The 19,183-nt window shown below is 62.6% G+C and carries 19 protein-coding genes, 3 tRNA genes and 1 rRNA gene; 7 read left to right on the forward strand and 16 right to left on the reverse strand.

The window, feature by feature from the left end:
- Positions 1-144: 144 nt before the first annotated feature.
- The 6 genes from BTW08_RS15690 to BTW08_RS15715 all read right to left on the reverse strand — a co-directional run bounded on the left by BTW08_RS15690 (position 145) and on the right by BTW08_RS15715 (position 4,390).
- Positions 145-220 (reverse strand) — tRNA-Thr (locus BTW08_RS15690).
- A 20-nt stretch (positions 221-240) separates the two neighbouring features.
- Positions 241-315: transfer RNA gene (locus tag BTW08_RS15695), tRNA-Gln, on the reverse strand.
- Positions 316-322: 7 nt separating this feature from the next.
- A tRNA-Phe gene (locus tag BTW08_RS15700) sits at positions 323-398 on the reverse strand.
- Positions 399-490: 92 nt separating this feature from the next.
- A complete protein-coding gene (locus BTW08_RS15705) occupies positions 491-763 on the reverse strand; it encodes an oxidative damage protection protein (protein WP_075563474.1) in 273 nt (90 codons plus the stop codon).
- Positions 764-775: 12 nt separating this feature from the next.
- Positions 776-1,861, reverse strand: a complete 1,086-nt coding sequence (mutY, locus tag BTW08_RS15710; protein ID WP_075563475.1) for an A/G-specific adenine glycosylase — start codon at positions 1,859-1,861, stop codon at positions 776-778.
- A gap of 111 nt (positions 1,862-1,972) precedes the next feature.
- On the reverse strand, positions 1,973-4,390 hold the full coding sequence (locus BTW08_RS15715; protein ID WP_075563476.1) for an AsmA family protein: 2,418 nt from the start codon (positions 4,388-4,390) through the stop codon (positions 1,973-1,975).
- Positions 4,391-4,593: 203 nt separating this feature from the next.
- Between BTW08_RS15715 and hisB the strand changes: the two genes are divergently transcribed.
- The 4 genes from hisB to hisF all read left to right on the forward strand — a co-directional run bounded on the left by hisB (position 4,594) and on the right by hisF (position 7,511).
- Positions 4,594-5,187, forward strand: a complete 594-nt coding sequence (gene hisB, locus BTW08_RS15720) for an imidazoleglycerol-phosphate dehydratase HisB (protein WP_075563477.1) — start codon at positions 4,594-4,596, stop codon at positions 5,185-5,187.
- A gap of 40 nt (positions 5,188-5,227) precedes the next feature.
- Positions 5,228-5,869 carry an imidazole glycerol phosphate synthase subunit HisH gene (gene hisH, locus BTW08_RS15725; RefSeq protein ID WP_075563478.1) on the forward strand — a complete coding sequence of 214 codons (642 nt, stop codon included), beginning with the start codon at positions 5,228-5,230 and terminating at the stop codon, positions 5,867-5,869.
- A gap of 71 nt (positions 5,870-5,940) precedes the next feature.
- Positions 5,941-6,741 (forward strand): 1-(5-phosphoribosyl)-5-[(5-phosphoribosylamino)methylideneamino]imidazole-4-carboxamide isomerase, encoded by an 801-nt coding sequence (gene hisA / locus BTW08_RS15730; protein WP_075563479.1) that lies wholly within the window; start codon positions 5,941-5,943, stop codon positions 6,739-6,741.
- A complete protein-coding gene (hisF, locus tag BTW08_RS15735) occupies positions 6,738-7,511 on the forward strand; it encodes an imidazole glycerol phosphate synthase subunit HisF (protein ID WP_075563480.1) in 774 nt (257 codons plus the stop codon). The genes hisA and hisF overlap by 4 nt, the downstream gene beginning before the upstream one ends.
- Before the next feature lie 127 nt (positions 7,512-7,638).
- Here the strand turns inward: hisF and BTW08_RS15740 are convergent, their stop codons facing one another.
- The 3 genes from BTW08_RS15740 to BTW08_RS15750 form a co-directional block, all read right to left on the reverse strand.
- Entirely contained in the window at positions 7,639-8,448 is an 810-nt protein-coding gene (locus tag BTW08_RS15740; protein WP_083627926.1) for a DUF3298 and DUF4163 domain-containing protein, read from the reverse strand.
- A 105-nt stretch (positions 8,449-8,553) separates the two neighbouring features.
- On the reverse strand, positions 8,554-9,144 hold the full coding sequence (locus BTW08_RS15745) for a YjaG family protein (protein WP_075563481.1): 591 nt from the start codon (positions 9,142-9,144) through the stop codon (positions 8,554-8,556).
- 27 nt (positions 9,145-9,171) lie between these two features.
- Positions 9,172-9,474: an MGMT family protein gene (locus BTW08_RS15750; RefSeq protein WP_075563482.1), complete on the reverse strand. Its 303-nt coding sequence runs from the start codon at positions 9,472-9,474 to the stop codon at positions 9,172-9,174.
- 59 nt (positions 9,475-9,533) lie between these two features.
- Here BTW08_RS15750 and BTW08_RS15755 point away from each other — a divergent pair, with 59 nt between their 5' ends.
- Complete coding sequence (locus BTW08_RS15755; RefSeq protein ID WP_075563483.1) at positions 9,534-10,205, forward strand: type 1 glutamine amidotransferase; 672 nt, start codon at positions 9,534-9,536, stop codon at positions 10,203-10,205.
- A gap of 21 nt (positions 10,206-10,226) precedes the next feature.
- Here the strand turns inward: BTW08_RS15755 and mnmH are convergent, their stop codons facing one another.
- The 5 genes from mnmH to BTW08_RS15780 all read right to left on the reverse strand — a co-directional run bounded on the left by mnmH (position 10,227) and on the right by BTW08_RS15780 (position 15,870).
- Entirely contained in the window at positions 10,227-11,333 is a 1,107-nt protein-coding gene (gene mnmH / locus BTW08_RS15760; protein ID WP_075563492.1) for a tRNA 2-selenouridine(34) synthase MnmH, read from the reverse strand.
- A 32-nt stretch (positions 11,334-11,365) separates the two neighbouring features.
- Entirely contained in the window at positions 11,366-12,406 is a 1,041-nt protein-coding gene (selD, locus tag BTW08_RS15765) for a selenide, water dikinase SelD (protein WP_075563484.1), read from the reverse strand.
- 145 nt (positions 12,407-12,551) lie between these two features.
- A complete protein-coding gene (gene radA / locus BTW08_RS15770; protein WP_075563485.1) occupies positions 12,552-13,931 on the reverse strand; it encodes a DNA repair protein RadA in 1,380 nt (459 codons plus the stop codon).
- Positions 13,932-14,163: 232 nt separating this feature from the next.
- Positions 14,164-14,628 (reverse strand): copper resistance protein NlpE N-terminal domain-containing protein, encoded by a 465-nt coding sequence (locus BTW08_RS15775; protein WP_075563486.1) that lies wholly within the window; start codon positions 14,626-14,628, stop codon positions 14,164-14,166.
- Positions 14,629-14,772: 144 nt separating this feature from the next.
- Positions 14,773-15,870, reverse strand: a complete 1,098-nt coding sequence (locus BTW08_RS15780; protein ID WP_075563487.1) for an alkene reductase — start codon at positions 15,868-15,870, stop codon at positions 14,773-14,775.
- A gap of 229 nt (positions 15,871-16,099) precedes the next feature.
- Here BTW08_RS15780 and hisC point away from each other — a divergent pair, with 229 nt between their 5' ends.
- The gene (hisC, locus tag BTW08_RS15785) at positions 16,100-17,158 is read left to right on the forward strand and encodes a histidinol-phosphate transaminase (RefSeq protein WP_075563488.1); all 1,059 of its coding nucleotides are present in this window, start codon (positions 16,100-16,102) and stop codon (positions 17,156-17,158) included.
- Positions 17,159-17,178: 20 nt separating this feature from the next.
- Here hisC and BTW08_RS15790 read toward each other — a convergent pair whose 3' ends face one another.
- Positions 17,179-17,919 carry an SDR family NAD(P)-dependent oxidoreductase gene (locus tag BTW08_RS15790; protein WP_075563489.1) on the reverse strand — a complete coding sequence of 247 codons (741 nt, stop codon included), beginning with the start codon at positions 17,917-17,919 and terminating at the stop codon, positions 17,179-17,181.
- 158 nt (positions 17,920-18,077) lie between these two features.
- Between BTW08_RS15790 and BTW08_RS15795 the strand changes: the two genes are divergently transcribed.
- Positions 18,078-18,602 carry an AAA family ATPase gene (locus BTW08_RS15795; protein WP_075563490.1) on the forward strand — a complete coding sequence of 175 codons (525 nt, stop codon included), beginning with the start codon at positions 18,078-18,080 and terminating at the stop codon, positions 18,600-18,602.
- Positions 18,603-18,836: 234 nt separating this feature from the next.
- On the opposite strand, the gene rrf is transcribed toward BTW08_RS15795, so the two are convergent.
- Positions 18,837-18,951: ribosomal RNA gene (gene rrf, locus BTW08_RS15800) — 5S ribosomal RNA — on the reverse strand.
- Positions 18,952-19,183: the final 232 nt, after the last annotated feature.

Raw genomic sequence — 19,183 nt, forward strand, 5'->3', positions numbered from 1 at the left:
GTGGTAAGCGGAATGAGTGCAATAGATGCTGGGCGGGACAATTTTCGAGGCTACATGATGCTGAGGCTTTCGCTGATGCAGGTGCCAAGGTGTTTACCCCGGACCTGCTCATCGCAATTCAGCTATTCCACCATCTCTAAGCTCTGGTGCCGACACCAGGAGTCGAACCCGGGACCTACTGATTACAAGTCAGTTGCTCTACCAACTGAGCTATGTCGGCGAGCATAGAGACGTTAGCGATGGCTGGGGCAGCAGGATTCGAACCTGCGCATACCGCTACCAAAAAGCGGTGCCTTACCACTTGGCGATGCCCCAGCATTGATGGTGGCCAGAGACGGAATCGAACCGCCGACACGGGGATTTTCAATCCCCTGCTCTACCGACTGAGCTATCTGGCCTTCGCCAACGGGGACGCATTTAACCAGCAAGCCGTTTGGGGGTCAAGCCTTTTTATTTCAAAAAGATGAGTTCCCTTCGCGACATCGAAAAATCACTGGCTGGGCGGTACGTAGCCCTCGGCGTGATCGGTTTCTTCATTGTCGAAAAAACGATTCATCTGGGCCATCAGATACGCCCGTGATTCCGGGTCCAGCATGTTGAGATGCTTCTCGTTGATCAGCCGGGTCTGTTGGGCCTGCCACTCTTCCCAGGCGCGCTTGGAGACGGTCTGCTGGATTTCCTGGCCCTTGGGGCCGGGCAGCGGCGGGAACGCCAGAGCTTCGAGCTCCTGCTGGTATTTACGGCAGAATACGGTCTGCACCATGTAAACCTCCTGTCATGCGTTGAGTGCGTGGGTCTGAGCCAGTGTCGCCAACAGGGTTTTGACCGGCGCGGCCAGGCCGACATTGGCGGGCTCGGCGGGGTCGACCCATTGGCGATTCGATTCCGCCACGGCGGTAACGGCGTTCTGATCCGGAAGCCGCGCAGGCCGGGGCGTGATCTCCAGCCGGAAATGGGTGAATGTGTGGGTGAACGGTCGCCAGGCGGATTCGAGGTGGACGCCCCGACAGTGCCGTTCCAGCCACTCGTGCAGCTCATCGTCGCCATCGAACTGCGGAAAGCCCCACAGGCCGCCCCACAGGCCGCTGGGCGGGCGTCTTTCGAGTAGCACCCGTCCCGAGTCGTCCCGCAACAGTAACATCTGAGTCTGGCGCGTCGGCAACTCGCGCTTGGGCTTGGAACCGGGGTAGCGGCGCTCCTCGCCCTGGGCGTGTGCCGCGCAGACATCCTCGAACGGGCACAGCAGGCAGCTCGGCTTGCCACGCGTGCAGATCATGGCGCCGAGATCCATCATCGCCTGGGTGTAATCGGGCAGCCGCTCTTCTGGAGTGTAGCGCTCCGCCAGCGTCCACAGCCTTGCCAGGACGTCGCTCCTGCCCGGCCAGCCGTCCACCGCATGCAGGCGAGCCAGCACGCGTTTGACGTTGCCGTCGAGAATCGCGGCCCGCTGGCCGGTACTGATGCTGACGATTGCGCCGGCCGTGGAGCGCCCGATCCCCGGCAAGGCGGTCATCGCCTCGAGATCGTGGGTCGGGAACTCGCCATCGTGCTCGTCCACGACGACCTTGGCGGCCTTGTGCAGGTTACGCGCCCGGGCGTAGTAACCGAGCCCGGTCCACAGGTGCAGCACATCGTCCTGGGGCGCATCCGCCAGCGTTTGAACATCCGGGAACCGCGTCATGAAACGTTCGAAATAGGGGATGACGGTAGTGACCTGGGTCTGCTGCAGCATGATTTCCGACACCCAGACCCGATAAGCCGTCTTGTCGTACTGCCACGGCAACGACTTGCGCCCGTGAGCGTCGAACCAGTCGAACACGCGCTGACGAAAGGCCTCGGCCGAGAGCGCTATTTCTGCCAAACGACACCTCTTGTGAATGATGGGACTCAGCGAAAAATCTGGGTGAGGAAACCGAATCGAATAAAACGGCGCCGACATTGCGTCGGCGCCGAGACTGGCCTTTGCCCGGGTTTACTGGAATAGATCGCGAATCTTGTTGCCGATCTTGTCGGCCGCGCCCTCTCCCAGCTTGTCGTCGATCTTCTGGCGGGTCTCGTCGTCGAGCTGCTTGTCGAGTTCCTCGTCGACGCGTTCACCGGCCTTGCGCTTGGCCTCATCCTTGGCGAGCTCGCCGAGCGAACTCTGGAACGCCTCGCGGTCGAATCCGCACCACTGGCCCGGCGCATCATTCAGACTGCCCTGGCAGCGGATCGGGAAGTCGACCTTGGCCAGCCGCGGGTTGACCCCGCAGGCCGCCTCGTCGGCGGTATCGGTAAAGCGCGCCGCGGCACGGTAGTCGAGGCGATTGGTCACCAGATTGACGTCGCCCTTGCCGGTCACGTCGATGCCCGGGATGGCGATGTCGAGATCGTCGTTGTGTACCACGCCGTTGTCGATCGTCACGCTGGCCTGCAGGCGGTCGAAGGCGGTGTCCTCGCTCCACTCGCGGGTCGATTCACGGCCTTCCAGGGTCGCCACGGCCGTGCACAGCTGACGCGACACGTTGACGTCGAGCATCGCGCCGTCATCGATCCGCAGCGCGGCCTGACCGTCGAGGTTCTGTTTGAGCCCTTCGACAGTGTTGGTGCGGGAATCGAAGTCGCCCTGCAGGTTGAGTTTGCCGCGCAGCGGCGACGTCTTGCCGCTGAAGCCCTGATACAGCGGCGCGATATCGACACCGTTCATGCGTTCGGTGAAGGAGAGCTTGATCGGCGGCTGTCGCAGATCCAGAGCGCTGGAAGCCTGCAGCGAGCCGTCGTAGAGGCTGGCGTCGAGAGAATCGATGCGCTGGCGCCCGCCGCTGCCGCTGGTGGTCAGTTCAACGCCGCTCAAGTCGATGCCCTTGACCTTGAGAGAGTCGAGCGTCAGGTGCCCTTCCTGCTTGAGCCCCGCCAGCCAATCGACGGGCAGCAGCTCGGCTCCCTCGACCGCCGCCAGTGCCGGCGCGATGCCGAGCGTCGAGAGCCAGGCGGTGTCCTTGGCGTCGTCACTCTGTACACCCTCGCCGGCATCCTGCACCCGCGGCGCCAGATAACGGTCCAGATCGAGCTTGTCTCCGGCAAGGTCGAAATTCAGCGCCTGACCGTCGAACGCGGCGCCCAGCGAGCCACGCAGCTGCGTGTCGTCCAGCGTCATCTGCAGATCGTCGAAATCGATGTGCTGCGCGTCGCCGGAAAACGGCCCGCTCATCGAGAATGCGGTAAGCACCTTGTCGTCGGCGCTGTTCACGTCGACGCCGAATCGGGTCAGCCAGTCTCGAATCGACAGCGGCGCCAGCTCCATTCGTCCCTGATAGCGGGGCGCGTCGTCCAGCCGCGTGATATCCACGCTGCCTTTGAGATCCAGGCCATCGTCTCCGCTTAGGGAAACGTCGTTGAGCGTGGCGGTCTGGGCCTCGAGATCGGCCACGGCATTGCCCTGAAGGTCCAGCGACAGCGGCGTTTCCTGCATGGCGGAGTGGTAGAGCGAAGCACCGAGCTTGATCCCGTCGGCGCGGTACTGCTTCGCCTGGGTATCGGCGACGAGCGTGGCGACTTTCAGGTTGAGCGTCTGCGCCTGCTCGGCCAGCGCCGGCATCCGGGCCTTGCCGTCGAGCGTCACGTTCTCGAAGGTATAGCGCTTGGCGCCGAGATCCATGCGCATCTGGCTCTTGAACTGCACATTGCCGTTGAGGTCCGGCTGGCGCCCGTCGACATCGAACGAGAGCTGCACCGGGAACGACGATTGCGGGCTGACGTTGCGGCTCTGCAGGCCGAGGTTGGACAGGGTGATATCCAGCGACTTCTGCCGGTCGACGTAATTCACTTGGCTGTTGGAGACCTGGATACTGGCGATGTCGAACGCCACCGCCTGATCGTCGCCCTGTTTCAGGCCCGGGCCCTTTTTCTCCGATTTCGCTGGCGCGGATTTCTCCGCCAGCGCCGGCTGTTCCGTCTGGGCTTCGGCGCTCGAGCCGTCAGCGTTGTCGTTCTCGGCCAGCCGATCCAGCAGCGCCTGCCAGTTGCCCTGGCCCTGCGTATCGCGGGCCAGATTGAGACGCATGCCGTCGAGAATCAGGCCGTCGATGGAGACGTCTCCAGTCAGCAACGGCGTAAAAGCCACGCTGACTTCAGCGTTGTCGAAGCCGACAAAAGGCGCGTCGTCGTCCGGGGACTGGGCGGGGAGCCAGGCCTCGGCATCCTTGACGCTGACGCCGATGCGCGGATAGAAGGACCACGACAGCGGCCCGTCGAGGCGCAGCTCGAGGCCGCTTTGATTGCGAACCGCCTCGATCAGGCGCGGCTTGAGGTCATTCGGGTCGAAGAACGTGGTGATATAAACCACCGCCACCACGACAAGAATCCCCAGCACCCCGACTGCCGCCAGCAACGCTCTGAACAGCCCCTTCATTCGAATCCTCCCTGTGCGCGGCCATCGACAGCCACCTGCGGACGGCAAGTGGTGCGCGCCAGCATCTTGAAGCGACCATTTTGACCGGACCCGATGGCGATACGATGATGGCCGCTCGATAAACGCTGCCATTGTAGCGGATGCCGGGCCCGATTCACTATAATGGCGGATTCTCGCCAACCGTATCGGGAGACTCCCCCCGCATGTCCGAGCGCATTGCCACGGTGTCACGCAACACCAACGAGACCCAGATCACGGTCACGGTGAACCTGGACGGCAGCGGCCGCCTGGATTGCCAGACCGGCGTTCCCTTCCTCGATCACATGCTGGACCAGGTGGCTCGCCACGGTATGCTCGATCTGACGGTCGACGCCAAGGGCGATCTCGAGATCGACGAGCACCATACCGTCGAGGATCTCGGCATCACGCTCGGCCAGGCATTCGCCCAGGCGATCGGCGACAAGCGTGGCATCCGTCGTTACGGCCACGCTTACGTGCCGCTCGACGAAGCGCTGTCCCGCGTGGTGATCGATTTCTCCGGCCGGTCCGGCCTGTTCATGGATGTCGAATTCACCCGCGCGACCATCGGCCGGCTGGATACGCAGCTTTTCTGGGAGTTCTTCCAGGGCTTCGTCAACCACGCCCAGGTCACGCTGCATATCGACAACCTCAAGGGCTTCAACGCTCACCATCAGGCGGAAACCATCTTCAAGGCGTTCGGTCGCGCACTGCGCGCCGCCGTCGAGGAAGATCCGCGCATGGCCGGCCAGATGCCGTCGACCAAAGGCAGTCTGTGATACCGTCCATCGATACCACCGAATCAGCGAGGGAACCGCAATGACGATCGCCGTGATCGATTACGGAATGGGCAACCTGCACTCCGTGGCCAAGGCGCTCGAGCACGTCACCCATGAAAACGTCATGGTGACCCGCGATCCGCGTTCGATTCGCGGTGCCTCGCGCCTGGTGCTGCCCGGACAGGGCGCGATTCGCGACTGCATGGGCGAATTGCAGCGCACCGAACTCGAAGGCCTGGTCAAGGATCTGCTCGAAGAGCAGGCCAAGCCGCTGCTGGGTATCTGCGTCGGTCAGCAGATGCTGTTCGATCGCAGCGAGGAGAACGGCGGTGTCGACTGTCTGAGCTTTCTCCCCGGCAAGGTACGTCGTTTCGGGCATAAGCTGACCACGCCCGAGGGCGAGCGCCTCAAGGTGCCGCACATGGGCTGGAATCGGGTGACGCAGCATCACCAACATCCGCTCTGGAATGGTATCGAGGACGGCGCGCGGTTCTACTTCGTGCACAGCTACTACGTCGAAGCCGACAATGACCAGGATGTCTTCGGGTCGACCGAATACGCCGGCATCGACGCCCATGTGGTCACCGGTCGCGGTACCGTCTTCGCCGTCCAGTTCCATCCGGAGAAGAGCGCCAAGGACGGCCTGCAATTGCTGGAAAATTTCGTCAACTGGGCGCCCTAGGCATCATCCGAAAAGTGGCTGCCGCGCCGGCTTTTCAGACGGCACCTGACTGACTCAAAGGACTCGAAACCATGCTGGTAATTCCCGCCATCGATCTCAAGGACGGCCAGTGCGTGCGCCTCAAGCAGGGCCGCATGGACGACGCCACGTCCTACGGTGACGACCCGGTGGCGATGGCCGCACGCTGGGTCGAGGCCGGCGCGCGTCGGCTGCATCTGGTCGATCTCAATGGCGCGTTCGAGGGCAAGCCGGTCAATGGCGAAGCCGTTACCGCCATCGCCCGCGCCTTCCCGGATCTGCCGATCCAGATCGGCGGCGGTATCCGTAGCGCGGAGACCATCGAGCACTATCTCGCCGCCGGCGTCAGCTACGTGATCATCGGCACCAAGGCGGTCAAGGAGCCGGATTTCGTCGGCGAGATGTGTCGCCGGTTTCCCGGTCACGTGATCGTCGGCCTGGATGCCCGCGACGGCTTCGTCGCTACCGATGGCTGGGCCGAGGTCTCGACGGTCAAGGCCGTGGACCTGGCCAGGCGTTTCCGGGATGACGGCGTCTCCTCGATCGTCTACACCGACATTGCCCGCGACGGCATGATGCAGGGCGTCAACGTCGAGGCCACCGCACAGCTCGCCCGTGACGGCGGTCTGCCGGTGATCGCCTCCGGCGGCGTGACCGACCTGGAGGATATCCGCGCGCTGGCCCAGGTTGCCGACAGCGGCATCATCGGTGCCATCACCGGCCGTGCCATCTACGAAGGCTCGCTCGATGTGGCCGAGGCTCAGGCGCTAAGTGATTCGATTCGGGGCGATTCGGTTCAGGGTGATTCGATCCGGGCCGACCGGATTGGCGCCGCCAAGGGAGATGTCTCATGACACTGGCCAAACGCATCATCCCGTGTCTCGACGTCGACGCCGGCCGCGTGGTCAAGGGCGTCAATTTCGTCGGAATCCGCGACGCCGGCGACCCGGTCGAGATCGCCAAGCGCTACAACCAGCAGGGCGCCGACGAGATCACCTTTCTCGACATTACCGCCAGCCACGAAGACCGCGATACCACCGTCGAGATGGTCGAGCGCATCGCCGGCGAGGTGTTCATCCCGCTGACCGTGGGCGGCGGCATCCGTCGCTGCGAGGATATCCGCACCATGCTCAATGCCGGGGCGGACAAGGTCTCGATCAACACCGCCGCCGTCACCAATCCGGACTTCGTGCGCGAAGCCGCCGAGCGCTTCGGCAGCCAGTGCATTGTGGTGGCGATCGACGCCAAGAAGGTCAGCGCCGAAGGCGAACCGCCGCGCTGGGAGATCTTCACCCACGGCGGGCGACGCCCCACCGGGCTGGATGCGGTGGACTGGGCGCGCAAGATGGTCGAGTACGGCGCCGGCGAGCTGCTGTTGACCAGCATGGACCGCGACGGCACCAAGGTGGGTTTCGATCTCGGCGTGACCCGCGCGATCAGCGATGCGGTCGAGGTGCCGGTGATCGCTTCCGGCGGCGTCGGCAATCTCGACCACCTGGTGGCCGGGGTCAAGGAAGGCGGTGCCGATGCGGTCCTCGCCGCCAGCATCTTCCACTTCGGTGAATACACGATTCCCGACGCCAAGCGTTACATGGCCGAACATGGCATCGAAATGCGGCTATAAAGCCGAATCCGGATGCCCGTAACCAGACCGCCGCGCCCTGTTCAAGGCGCGGCGGTCTGGTTTACGAGTCGGCAATGCCGAAAGCACTGGCCCCCTGGCGATGGTCATACGTCACGCCAGGTGGGCATCAAGGCAGGTACTGCGGCTTCACGACCCCTTCGAGTTCCGCGTAGGGAATCATCAACGTCGGCTGGCCCACGGCGTATGGCGCCAGATCATAGACCTGATACTTGATCGCCAGACCTTCGTTCAGCGGTGCTACGTTATCGGATGTCGTAAACGGCCACTGCAGCTCGGACAATCCGGATGCCTGATCGGTCTGGAGCCAGCGCTGGTGGGCGCGCTCGAGAGCGGCCTCATAGGCCGGACGCTGTCCCGGCAACAGCATGTCATCAAGGTCCAAGACCCGCTGTGTATCGCGCTCGATTACCATGTAGGAGGTCAACGGCATGCCGTGAGCGCCACCGCTATACAGGTAGCCGTCGAGCTCGATGACCAGCAGACCATCGTGATCCGCCACCACCTCGGCCTTGAGGTCGGCTTCGAAGCCGGGCATCTCCGGGACACTCCGGCGAGCACTGCGCGAGGCCGCGAACACCTGATCGGCGAACACATTGAACGAAGTCGCCTGCCCTATGGCGTTGCCATCGGGACTATCGCTCAGCCCGCTGGCCAGCCCGAACAGGCGTCGCTCGAGTTCGGCGGAAAGTTGCGGCGAATCGGGGAAACGCAGATAAGCGGCATTGACGTTGGCGCAGTTGGCACCTTCGCAGTCGGGCTCGTGCACGCTCTTCACCACCGGCTCGGCGCGCAATGGATCACTCCCCCAGCCCGGCAGGCTCTGACAACCCGCCAACAGCACTGCAGTTCCCAGTGCTAGGGTTCCCAGCGCCAGGGTTCCCCGCATCGTGCTACTCACCGACCAGCGTCTTTGCATGTTGCTCCTCCTTGAACGTTATTCCTGCGCACCGCTCCGTGCCGCAGTCGACCTTTCTCGTCCCTCAGCGTAGCCAATTTATCCACATCCGGTTGATACGAAGGGTCAGTCGAGACTTAGCCCCAGGTTACTGACTCCCTGGTTGCGGCCCAGCGCACGCAGTGCCGCAAGATCGCCGAGTCTGGGGTCGGCCTCGAGCGCTTCGAGTACCGCATCCTGAAAATCGCGCTCGTCCTGCATCAGCTCATGCTCATGAAACAACGCCTCGAGACGTTCGGCGTCCTCGCTGCCCTCGGACATCTCGATATAGGCGCGTACGCCGTTGCACGAAACGCGGCTGACCTCCAACGCCGCCTCCGGTGCCTCTCCGCGCAGGGTATCGAGGAGAGTGGTCAGTGCCATGACAGTCTCCGTCGCCCGCCGCGCACCAAAGCTGTCATCGGCCTCCGGTGGCTCGACCTCGGCCAGCTTCTCGGCCTGCTTGTCGAAATCGATCTTCGCCGAGGGAACCTTGAGCCGCTCCCACACCAGATCCAGCACGTTGTTCACTACGCTGGGATTCCCCTGACCGCTCATGCCGGCATAGAGCGCATAGTTGGGCACCAGGCGCTCGCTCAGCGCGGCCATGAAGGCAATCTGTCGGCGCGCATCGAGCTGGCGCAGTCTGGCGTTGAAACTAGCCGTGGGCTGGGTCATGAACTCTCCATCATTCTGGCCACATCGTCATTCTGGCCACATCAAATGCGTGGGTACGCGACCACTGGCGTCGAAAACGATGCCTTCCGCGCGTAATTTCTCGTGCTGGCGCTGGGCGCCGCCATGGTCCGCGATGCGTCGGCTGGCGCCGATCACCCGGTACCAGGGCAGGTCGTGCCCGGTCGGCAATTGTCGCATGGCCGTGCCGACCAGACGCGCCGTGGCACCTTCCGTCATCTGGGCGATCCGACCATAGGTAGTAACACGACCCGGCGGAATCTGCGCCACGATGGTGTAGATCTGCTCGAGGATCTGGGCTCGAATGGCCATCGCTAAAACTCCGTTTCACGCTTGTGGAGCGATCCGGTCATCCCCATGATGAACCTATCATGCATATCTATTTTCTCCAGCATAGCCCGTTGTTTGGCCCGGCCCGCATGGCGGACTGGCTCGCCGGCATGGGGCATAGCCACAATCACTGTCGACTGGACGAGGGTGAGCTGCCGCCGCCCCTGGCCAACTGCGACGCGCTGATTCTGCTCGACGCGTTCTCGCCGCCCGATGCAACGCTATTCAAGCGTGAACGCAAGCTGCTCGACCGTGCCTTGAGGAGCAACAAGCCGGTGCTGGGCATCGGCTTCGGCGCGGGCCTGATTGCCGAAGCGCTCGGTTCCATCGTCTCGCCCGCGGTGCAGCCGGAGCTCGGCTGGCAGCCGCTGACACTGGCCGACGAGAGCCCCTTCGATCTGCCGGAAACCTTCGAGGCGCTGCTGTGGCACCAGGACATCTTCGGCCTGCCGGATGGCTCCCTGCCCCTGGGCAGCACTCCGGCCGGCCCGGTCCAGGGGTTCGCCTGGGATCTGGGCCGCGTCGTTGCGCTTCAGTGCCATCTCGAACTGACGGCTCGAGAGAGCGCAGCGCTTTACGATCACGCTCCGCCACCGGCCGGTGAATCACCCTACGTGCAGAGCCGTGACGAGATTCTGCGCGACCCGAAACGCTTCGACCGTCAGGCGGCGCTGCTGGACCGTGTCATGACCCAGTGGCTCGAAGACCGGTAATTCCGTTTCATCCAGAACCGGTTAGCCGGCGTGCTCGCGCTCCCAGTCCCGGGCCACCTCTACGCAGCTATCCCAGTCGCCGACATGCAGCGTCGGCCGGGACTGGCCCTCGAGCTGATGACGCTCCAGCTGATGGCGATACATCGGGTCGTAGTACTCCTGCAGCAGCGGTGCCAGCCAGGCGTCGTGCGCCTGCGCGTTGTTATGGCGCGAAGCCGAGAACGCGTGCTGCTGGGCCGCCAACAGCCGCGCCAGCCGCTCGCCGCCCAAGCGCTTGCCGAGCCGCTTCAATGCGCCGGAAAGCTGCTTGCGAAACAGCACCTCGCCCAGATGCGGGCCGTAATCGCGATGGTAGATCGTGCTCAGATCCTCGATGTAATCCTTGCGGATCTGCTCGAGGCGCCACTCCAGCGGCATCTCCACACGGATACAGGGCGCGGCCTTCATCGACTGCCAGAAAGTGGCCGGGATCGCCAGACGACCGATGCGTTGCGATTCATCCTCGACCACGCGCGCCCGAGGCAGGCGCATCAGATCCAACGTCAGGCCGTGTTCGAAATCGATCTGCGACGGGCCAACCATCGGATGCTGACCGAAGGCCGAGCCCTTGTGACGTGCGTGCCCTTCCAGATCGACACCGGCATCGAGCGAGTTGATCAAAGCCGTCTTGGCACAGCCAGTGAGGCCGGCGACCAGCAGCAGGGGCGCCTGACTATGGGCTTCGAGCGCCTCGATCAGCCGGTTGCGCATCGCCTTCCAGCCACCACGAATTCGTGGCAGCGAATAACCCCGTTCGGCGAGCCACTGCTGCGAGATCTTCGAGCGCATGCCGCCTCGAAAGCAGTAGATCACGCTATCCGGCGCCGCCGCGATCGCCTGCTCCCAGGCGATCAGACGCGATTCGCGATGATCGCCGGACACCAGATCGTTGCCGAGCTCGACGGCGGAAGCCTGACCGGCACGCTTGTAGCGAATGCCGACCTCACGGCGCTCGTCGTCGTCCATCAACGGCAGGTTGATCGCGCCCGGCAAGGCGCCGGCCGCGAATTCGATCGGCGCTCGCACGTCGATCAACGGCCGGCCCAGCAGCGCCAGATCGGCATCGATCAGTTCATGCGGTTCTCTCACATCACCCTTCGCACCGCTCTTTAGATCGTCTTTCAACCGCGCACCTCGATCAGGCCGGGGCCGCCGCGCTTGCTGACGCACTCGCCGAAGGCTTCCAGCTTGAGCCGGTGCTGACGGCCGACGCGTTCGACGTCATCCGCCCAGGCCGGATCCACCGCCAGCAGCAGACCGCCGGAAGTCTGCGGATCGCACAGCCACTGCCAGTGCGCGGCGTCCATTTCCGGCAGCGCCTTGCCGATGGCCTCGCGGTTGCGCCCGGTGCCGCCGGGCACCGTGCCCTGACGGCGATAGGCCTCGGCCTCGGCGAGCTTGGGTAGCTTGGCGAAATCGACCCACGCCTCGACGCCACTGGCCGCACACACTTCGCTCAGATGGCCGGCCAGACCGAAACCGGTGACGTCGGTCATGGCGTGCACGCCCTGAATCTTGGCCAGTTCGACGCCGATGTCGTTGGCGATCAGCATCGTCTCGCGCGCCAGGCCGTGATGACCGGGTTTCAGCAGCCCCTGTTTTTCGGCCGTGGTCAGCAGGCCGACGCCCAGCGGTTTGGTCAGATACAGCAGGTCGCCCGGTTTGGCGCCGCTATTGAGCTTGAGATCGTCGAGATCGACCAGGCCGTTGACCGAGAGTCCGAAGATCGGCTCCGGCGCGTCGATCGAGTGGCCGCCTGCCAGGGCGACACCCAGCTCGCGACAGACGGCCTGGGCACCGGACATAACGTCGCCGGCGATTTCCGCCGGCAGCTTGTCCAGCGGCCAGCCGAGAATGCCCAGCGCCATGATCGGCTTGCCGCCCATGGCGTAGACGTCGCTGATGGCGTTGGTGGCGGCGATACGACCGAAGTCGAACGGATCGTCGACGATCGGCATGAAGAAATCGGTGGTGGAGATCAGTCCGCGACCATCGCCGAGATCGTAGACGGCGGCATCTTCACGCCCCTGGTTGCCGACGATCAGCTGCTTGCTCTGGGCGCCCGGGCCGGCCTTGGAAAGAATCCGGTCGAGCACGTCGGGGGCGATCTTGCAGCCGCAGCCGGCCCCATGGCTGTACTGCGTCAGGCGAATGGCACTCATGGTCTCGCTCCTCGTCCCATGGCTGGAGATATTACGGGTGATATCGATCATTGCCGGACAGTTTAACCGACGCGGCGGCGAGACTCAGCGCCAGCAATGGGTCGAATCGCTCTGCCGGTTGGCAGGATGCGGGGGCCGGGGGCGGTCACAGCGCTTCCAGTGCCTCGGACAGCTTGTCGACCGCGACCACTTGCATCCCCGCAGGCGCTTTCTTGGGGGCGTTGCCCCGCGGCACGATCGCGCGCGTGAAACCATGCTTGGCGGCTTCTACGATGCGTTCCTGGCCGCTGGGCACCGGGCGAATCTCGCCGGATAGCCCCACTTCGCCGAACACCACCAGTTCCCGCGGCAGCGGCCGATTCTGAAGACTCGAGACCACGGCCAGCAGCACCGCCAGATCCGCACTGGTCTCGAGCACCTTGACCCCGCCCACGACGTTGAGAAAGACATCCTGGTCGCCGGTAAACAGGCCGCCGTGCTTGTGCAGCACGGCCAGCAGCATCGCCAGGCGGTTGTGGTCGATCCCTACCGCCACGCGGCGCGGATTGCCCAGCGCGGATTCGTCGAGCAGTGCCTGCACCTCGACCAGAATCGGACGTGTGCCTTCCCACACCACCATCACCAGACTGCCCGACGCCAGCTCCTCGCTCCGCGACAGGAAGATCGCGCTGGGATTCTTGACCTCCTTGAGGCCGAGTTCGACCATCGCGAACACGCCGAGCTCATTGATCGCACCGAAGCGGTTTTTCTGCCCGCGCAGAGTGCGAAAGCGGGAGTCGCTGCCGCCTTCGAGCAGCAGCGAGGCATCGATCATGTGCTCGAGCACCTTGGGCCCGGCCAGCGAGCCATCCTTGGTGACGTGGCCGACCAGCATCAGCACGGTATTGCTCTGCTTGGCGAAGCGCGTCAGTGCCGCCGCCGATTCCCGAACCTGAGCGACGCCGCCGGGGGCCGAACCGATATCTTCCAGATGCATGGTCTGAATGGAGTCGATGATCAGCACCTCGGGGCGCTCGCGCTCGGCCACGGCCAGCAGCGTTTCGATGCTGGTCTCGGCGAGCATCTTGAGCCCTTGCGTCGGCAGCTGCAGGCGGTGAGCGCGCATCGCTACCTGAGAGAGCGACTCCTCACCGGTGACATAGAGAACACGCTTGCTCTGGGCCAGACGGCAGGCGGTCTGCAGCAGCAGTGTCGACTTGCCGGCCCCGGGATGGCCGCCCAGCAGCACCGCGGAGCCGGGGACCAGGCCGCCGCCGAGTACGCGATCGAACTCCTCGAACGTGGAGCTGAAACGCGGCACCTCGGTGAGATCGACGCCGGAAAGATCGACCACTTCCCGCGAGAGTGCGCCCGAGTAGCCGCCACGTGACCCGCCGCCGGATGTCGTCGCCGCACCGGGCCGGGCGGCGCCAAGCCGAACTTCGCTCAGGGTGTTCCATTCACGGCAGTTGCTGCACTGCCCCTGCCATTTGCTGTAATCCGCACCGCATTCGGTACAGACGAAGGCGCTTTTCGCTTTTGCCACGCGCGGCGGTCTCCCTCTGGTTCAGTAGAAGTCAGCGTGAAGCTTATGGTGCCACAGAAGGCTTTTTCACGACGACGGCCGATCACTGAAGACACTTTTACGACAGGCCGTCAACAGCGGACCCTTAAGACGGGCTCTCAACGACGGACCCCGTTGTTGATCTCCCTCCAACGCTTTTCCTCTGACAAAAAAAGGCGGCCAGTGGCCGCCTCTCGAGTCATCGGTGTAACGCTTACTGACGGGTCAGACGCAGAGTCTCGCCATTTTCGAAACGACGGCGCTGCGGATCGATCAGCTCGAGCGTGCTGTCGTCGATCTTCTGAAAGTAGTACACCTGGCCTTCACCGTTCGGTGTCAGCTCGTAGACGGTGGCCTGAGGATCAACGGCAGTCCCCTGCATCGCGTCCCACTGACCTTCGTACTGCTCGGGGTCCGGGTTCTGCGGATGGTTCTGATAGTCGGCTTCGAGGGTGAAAGTGCGCTCTGAAGCCGGCGAGGACTCCTGACCTTTGAGGTTGACGGTCAAGTCGATCCCGTCACAGCTACGGCAAGGCAGCGTGCCTTCATAGGTCACCGCGTTCGACGACATCCCGGCAGAGGAATCGGCGGTGCCGGACTGCGTTTGGTTGCCACCGCTGGCACAACCGGCCAATACGGCTACCGTGGCGGCGCTGGCCAGCAACGTCCTGATCTGCATATCGGTTCTCCTTTTCACTTCTGGGCCATACAGGCCGCCTCGGCGGCCACGTGATTACAGGATAGCGTTAAGTCTCCCTCGTGACACCATCTCGCGTGACATCCCATTCGGACGCCGTCGCTCAGGCTGCCACGGGAAAGCGACTCAATCCAGCGTCGGATAGTCGGTATAACCTTCCGCTCCGCCACCGTAGAACGTATCCGGGTTCGGCTCGTTGAGGCCGGCATCCCTGCGGAAGCGTTCGACCAGATCCGGATTGGCGATATACGGGCGACCGAAGGCGGCAGCGTCGCCCAGGCCGTTTTCGATCAAAGTCTCCGCGCGCTCGGCCGTATAGTGCCCGCAGTAGATCAGAGTGCCGGTGAAACGCTCGCGCAGATCGCGACGGAAATCATCGCTGAGCTGCGGACCTTCGCCGGTCCAGTCGGGTTCGTTGATATGCAGATAGGCGATCTTGCGGCGACCCAGTTCGTCGGCGAGATAGCGCATCATCTCTTGCGGCTCGTCATCCGACAGCCCGAATATCTCGATGAACGGCGATAGCCGTACGCCGACGCGGCCCTCGCCCATTTCCGCCGTCACGGCATCGACGACTTCCAGCAGCAGTCGGGCGCGGTTGACCACGCTTCCACCGTAACGATCGGTACGCTGATTGCTGCCGGTAGCCAGGAACTGCTGCAGCAGATAAGCGTTGGCGGCGTGGACTTCGACCATGTCGAAACCGGCGCGCTTGGAGCGCTTGGCTGCCTGGCGGTAATCGTCGATTAGCGCCGGAATCTCGTCGAGCTCCAGCGCACGCGGCGTGCTGGTCGGATGCTGGCCGGAACTGCCGTCTTCGAACTCGACGAAGCAGTTGGCGCCTTCGGCACGCAGCGCGCTGGGCGCGACCGGCGCCTGGCCCTCCGGCTGCACCATCTCGTGCGAGATGCGCCCGACGTGCCACAGCTGAAGGGCAATCTTGCCATTGGCATCGTGAACGGCGTCGACGACCTGGCGCCAGCCGGCTTCCTGGGCGTCGGTCCAGATCCCCGGCGTGTAGACATAGCCCCGCGCGGTCGGCGAGATATTGGTCGCTTCGCTAATGATCAGCCCCGAGTTGGCTCGCTGGGCATAGTATTCGGCCTGCAGGGCACCGGGCACGCTGTCCGGCGTACGGGCACGGGTCAGCGGCGCCATCAGTACGCGATTGGAGAGTTCGACATCCCCGACAGTGATAGGCGAAAGCAGCTTGTCGTGAGCCATGAAAGTCCTTAACGGTAGTCGTGTTGATCGGATACTCCATAGATGGAGACCGTTAGAGCACTAATCAACCCGAAGGCCCACATCGGCGGCGATGACACGACGCAGGCGCCAGGTCGCACGGAGCGCTCCGGCGCCCGGCCTTCTTGCGCGGGACCTGGCCAGAGGTCACTATGAGGGCTGCCCTGCCACGCGCATCCAGCCTCTATCAATAACGTGTCCGCGAGAGATCATGAGTCAATTCTGGAGCCCCGCCGTCCGTGCCCTGACACCCTACGTACCGGGAGAGCAGCCGCGCGAAAAGCTGATCAAGCTCAATACCAACGAGAACCCTTATCCACCATCTCCGGCCGTCGAGCGGGTACTGCAGCAGTTCGCCGTGGACCATCTACGCCGCTATCCGGATCCGGAGTCGCTGGCCCTGCGGGAAGCGCTGGCGAAAACGCATGATGTCGAGCCGGAGCAGGTCTTCGTCGGCAACGGTTCCGATGAGGTCCTGGCGTTGGCATTTCAGACGTTCTTCTGTCAGCCGAAGCCGCTGTTGATGCCGGCCATCAGCTACAGTTTCTATCCGGTCTACTGCAAGCTCTACGATATCGCCTATCGTACCGTGGCACTTGATGACCGCTGGCAGATCGCGCTAGAGGCCTTCGATGTCGATAACGGCGGTGTGGTGTTCGCCAACCCCAATGCCCCTACCGGTCACGGCCATCCGCGCCAGCCGATTGCCCGATTGCTGGCGCGAATTACCGACAGTGTCGTGCTGGTCGACGAGGCCTATGTCGATTTTGGCGGCGAAAGTGCCGTACCGCTGATCAATGACCACCCCAACCTTCTGGTCACCGGCACCTTCTCGAAAGGTCGTAGTCTGGCGGGGCTGCGGGTGGGATATGCGATCGGCTCGCGTGAACTCATCGAAGGATTGGAGCGGGTGAAAAACTCGTTCAACTCCTACCCGATCGACATGCTGGCCAGCGAAGTGGCCATCGCATCGCTGGAAGACGACGACCATTTTCAGGCTTGCTGCAGACAGGTCATCACCACTCGCGAGTGGACGCGGCATCAGCTCGAATCGCTGGGCTTCGAAGTCTTGCCGTCGCAGACCAACTTCCTGTTCGTTCGTCACAGCCAATACAGTGGCGCCAGCCTGTTCAGCGGTCTGCGCGAACGCGGCATTCTGGTGAGGCATTTCAACAGGGACGGGCTTAGCGACTTCCTGCGTATTTCGATCGGCACCGATGACGAGATGAACAGTTTGATCGAAGCCCTGCAGGTCATGCAGTCGGCGTGATGGCCACAAGGCCGGTACCGTCAAAACGGTATCGGCTTTCCTGCCCAATCCCAGAAACTCCCGCTCTCCTCGGCGCGGCGATCGTTCATCACCGCCAATAAACGCTCTGCCACAAAATCTGGCGTGAAAAGCTTGCCTTCCGGAACCCTGCTCTGAAAAGGCTGGGACAGGCCGGTATCGGTCGTCCCGGGATGCAGGCTGAGTACGATCGCCTGCCGGTTATAGCGCGCCAGCTCAATGGCGGCCGTACGCAAGAACATGTTGTGTGCCGCCTTGCTGGCCCGATAGCCATACCACCCACCTAGTGCGTTATCGTCGATCGAACCCACCCTGGCCGAGAGGCTGGCAATGATGGCGGGATGGCGACCCTTGAGGGAATTGACTAACGTCTGAATCAGCAGAACCGGCGTAATCGCATTGACGTTGAAGAGTGTCGCCAGTGCCCCGGCATCAAGGTCTTCGAGTCGCTTTTCCGGCGAGATGGCCTCCCGCTCGTCGTGAAGCAGGCCTATGGCGTTGAACAGCAGGTGGGTAGGGGCGCCATCCACTTTGTCCCGCAGCAGCTCGCGACCCTCGTCGGTCGTGACATCGGCTTTCAAGCTTTCGACTCTAGCATCGTCAATCTCGAGGCTCTGACGTGAAACCGCAATGACACGCCCCGGACGATCACTCTTCAACAGCTGATTCAGCACGGCCTGACCAATTCCACCGCCGGCACCGATAATTACGGCGGTGAATCCATCGGGTAGCGTTTGCAGCATGGCTTGCTCCTCGTCTGAAGATGAGTTCCTCGGTACGGCAAGAAGGCTAGTTCATGTGGCTATGAGATGTTCCACCTAAGACTTACTTCGTCAAATGGCTTGAAAGATCACGACCACCAGTGCCGCTTTGATAGCACAGATTTCACAAGGAGATGGAGATGCTGATTATCTTGGGAGGGCTACCTGGCGTCGGGAAAACCACCGTAGCAAGAAGGGTTGCAGAGTCACTCTTCGCCACCCATCTTCGTATCGATACTATCGAACAGGCTATCTGGGATGCCAACGTAAGCCCCCATGATGACTTAAAGCCAGTGGGGTATATGGTGGCCAGTCGCTTGGCAACGGATAACCTGCGCCTAGGCCGCATTGTCATCGGCGATGCGGTTAATTCCATCGAGGAAACTCGGCAGGCTTGGCGTCGTGCGGCCGACTTAGCAAATGTGGAATTCGTGCAGATTGAGCTCTTCTGCTCGGATGAAGCGACGCATCGAAATCGCATTGAAAGCCGCGAAAGTGATATCGAGAACCTGGAATTGCCCGACTGGGCCAAGGTCAGAGCTCGCCATTACGAGCCTTGGAAGAATGTTGACCTGATAATTGATACCTCGCAGTCAGATATCGAAACAGCGTCTCGGCAAATTATTGATCTGGTCAATATACGGCTTGGACGGCACACGGTTTAGGGCAAAGTCCTACTGTCGTCCCTCGCCCAAGGGAGGTCCTTTCAATCTCCTTATCGGTGCAGGCATAAAAAAAAACCCAGCCTGTTGGCTGGGGTTTGGGATAGATGCCTGACGATGATTGGGGCGGCCATCCGTGGGCCGGCACTCCGGGACTCTCCATGGGGAGACCCCTAAACGCATGGGGAGACCCCTAAATAAGTGAACCCCGACCAATGGCCGGGGTTCGGAATAGATGCCTGACGATGACCTACTCTCGCATGGGGAGACCCCACACTACCATCGGCGCTAAGCGGTTTCACTACTGAGTTCGGCATGGATCAGGTGGTTCCCGCTCGCTATGGTCGTCAGGCAAAACTGACGTCGGAATGATGGGCCTTCATCGCTTACCCAACCCTCATTCCAACTGATTCGGATCATGCTGACTGAGCGACGTCTCATTGCCTGCCCGCTCTACGAGGCAGCGCGTATCCTGCGTTGTCGGTGATTGTTCACCGATCCGACTTTGCGCTTACTTCAGCAAAGTCTTGCAAACCCCTTGGGGTTATATGGTCAAGCCTCACGGGGTATTAGTACACGTTAGC

Origin of the sequence: Salinicola sp. MH3R3-1, assembly GCF_001937155.1 — a bacterium.
GTDB classification, from domain to species: domain Bacteria; phylum Pseudomonadota; class Gammaproteobacteria; order Pseudomonadales; family Halomonadaceae; genus Salinicola; species Salinicola halophyticus.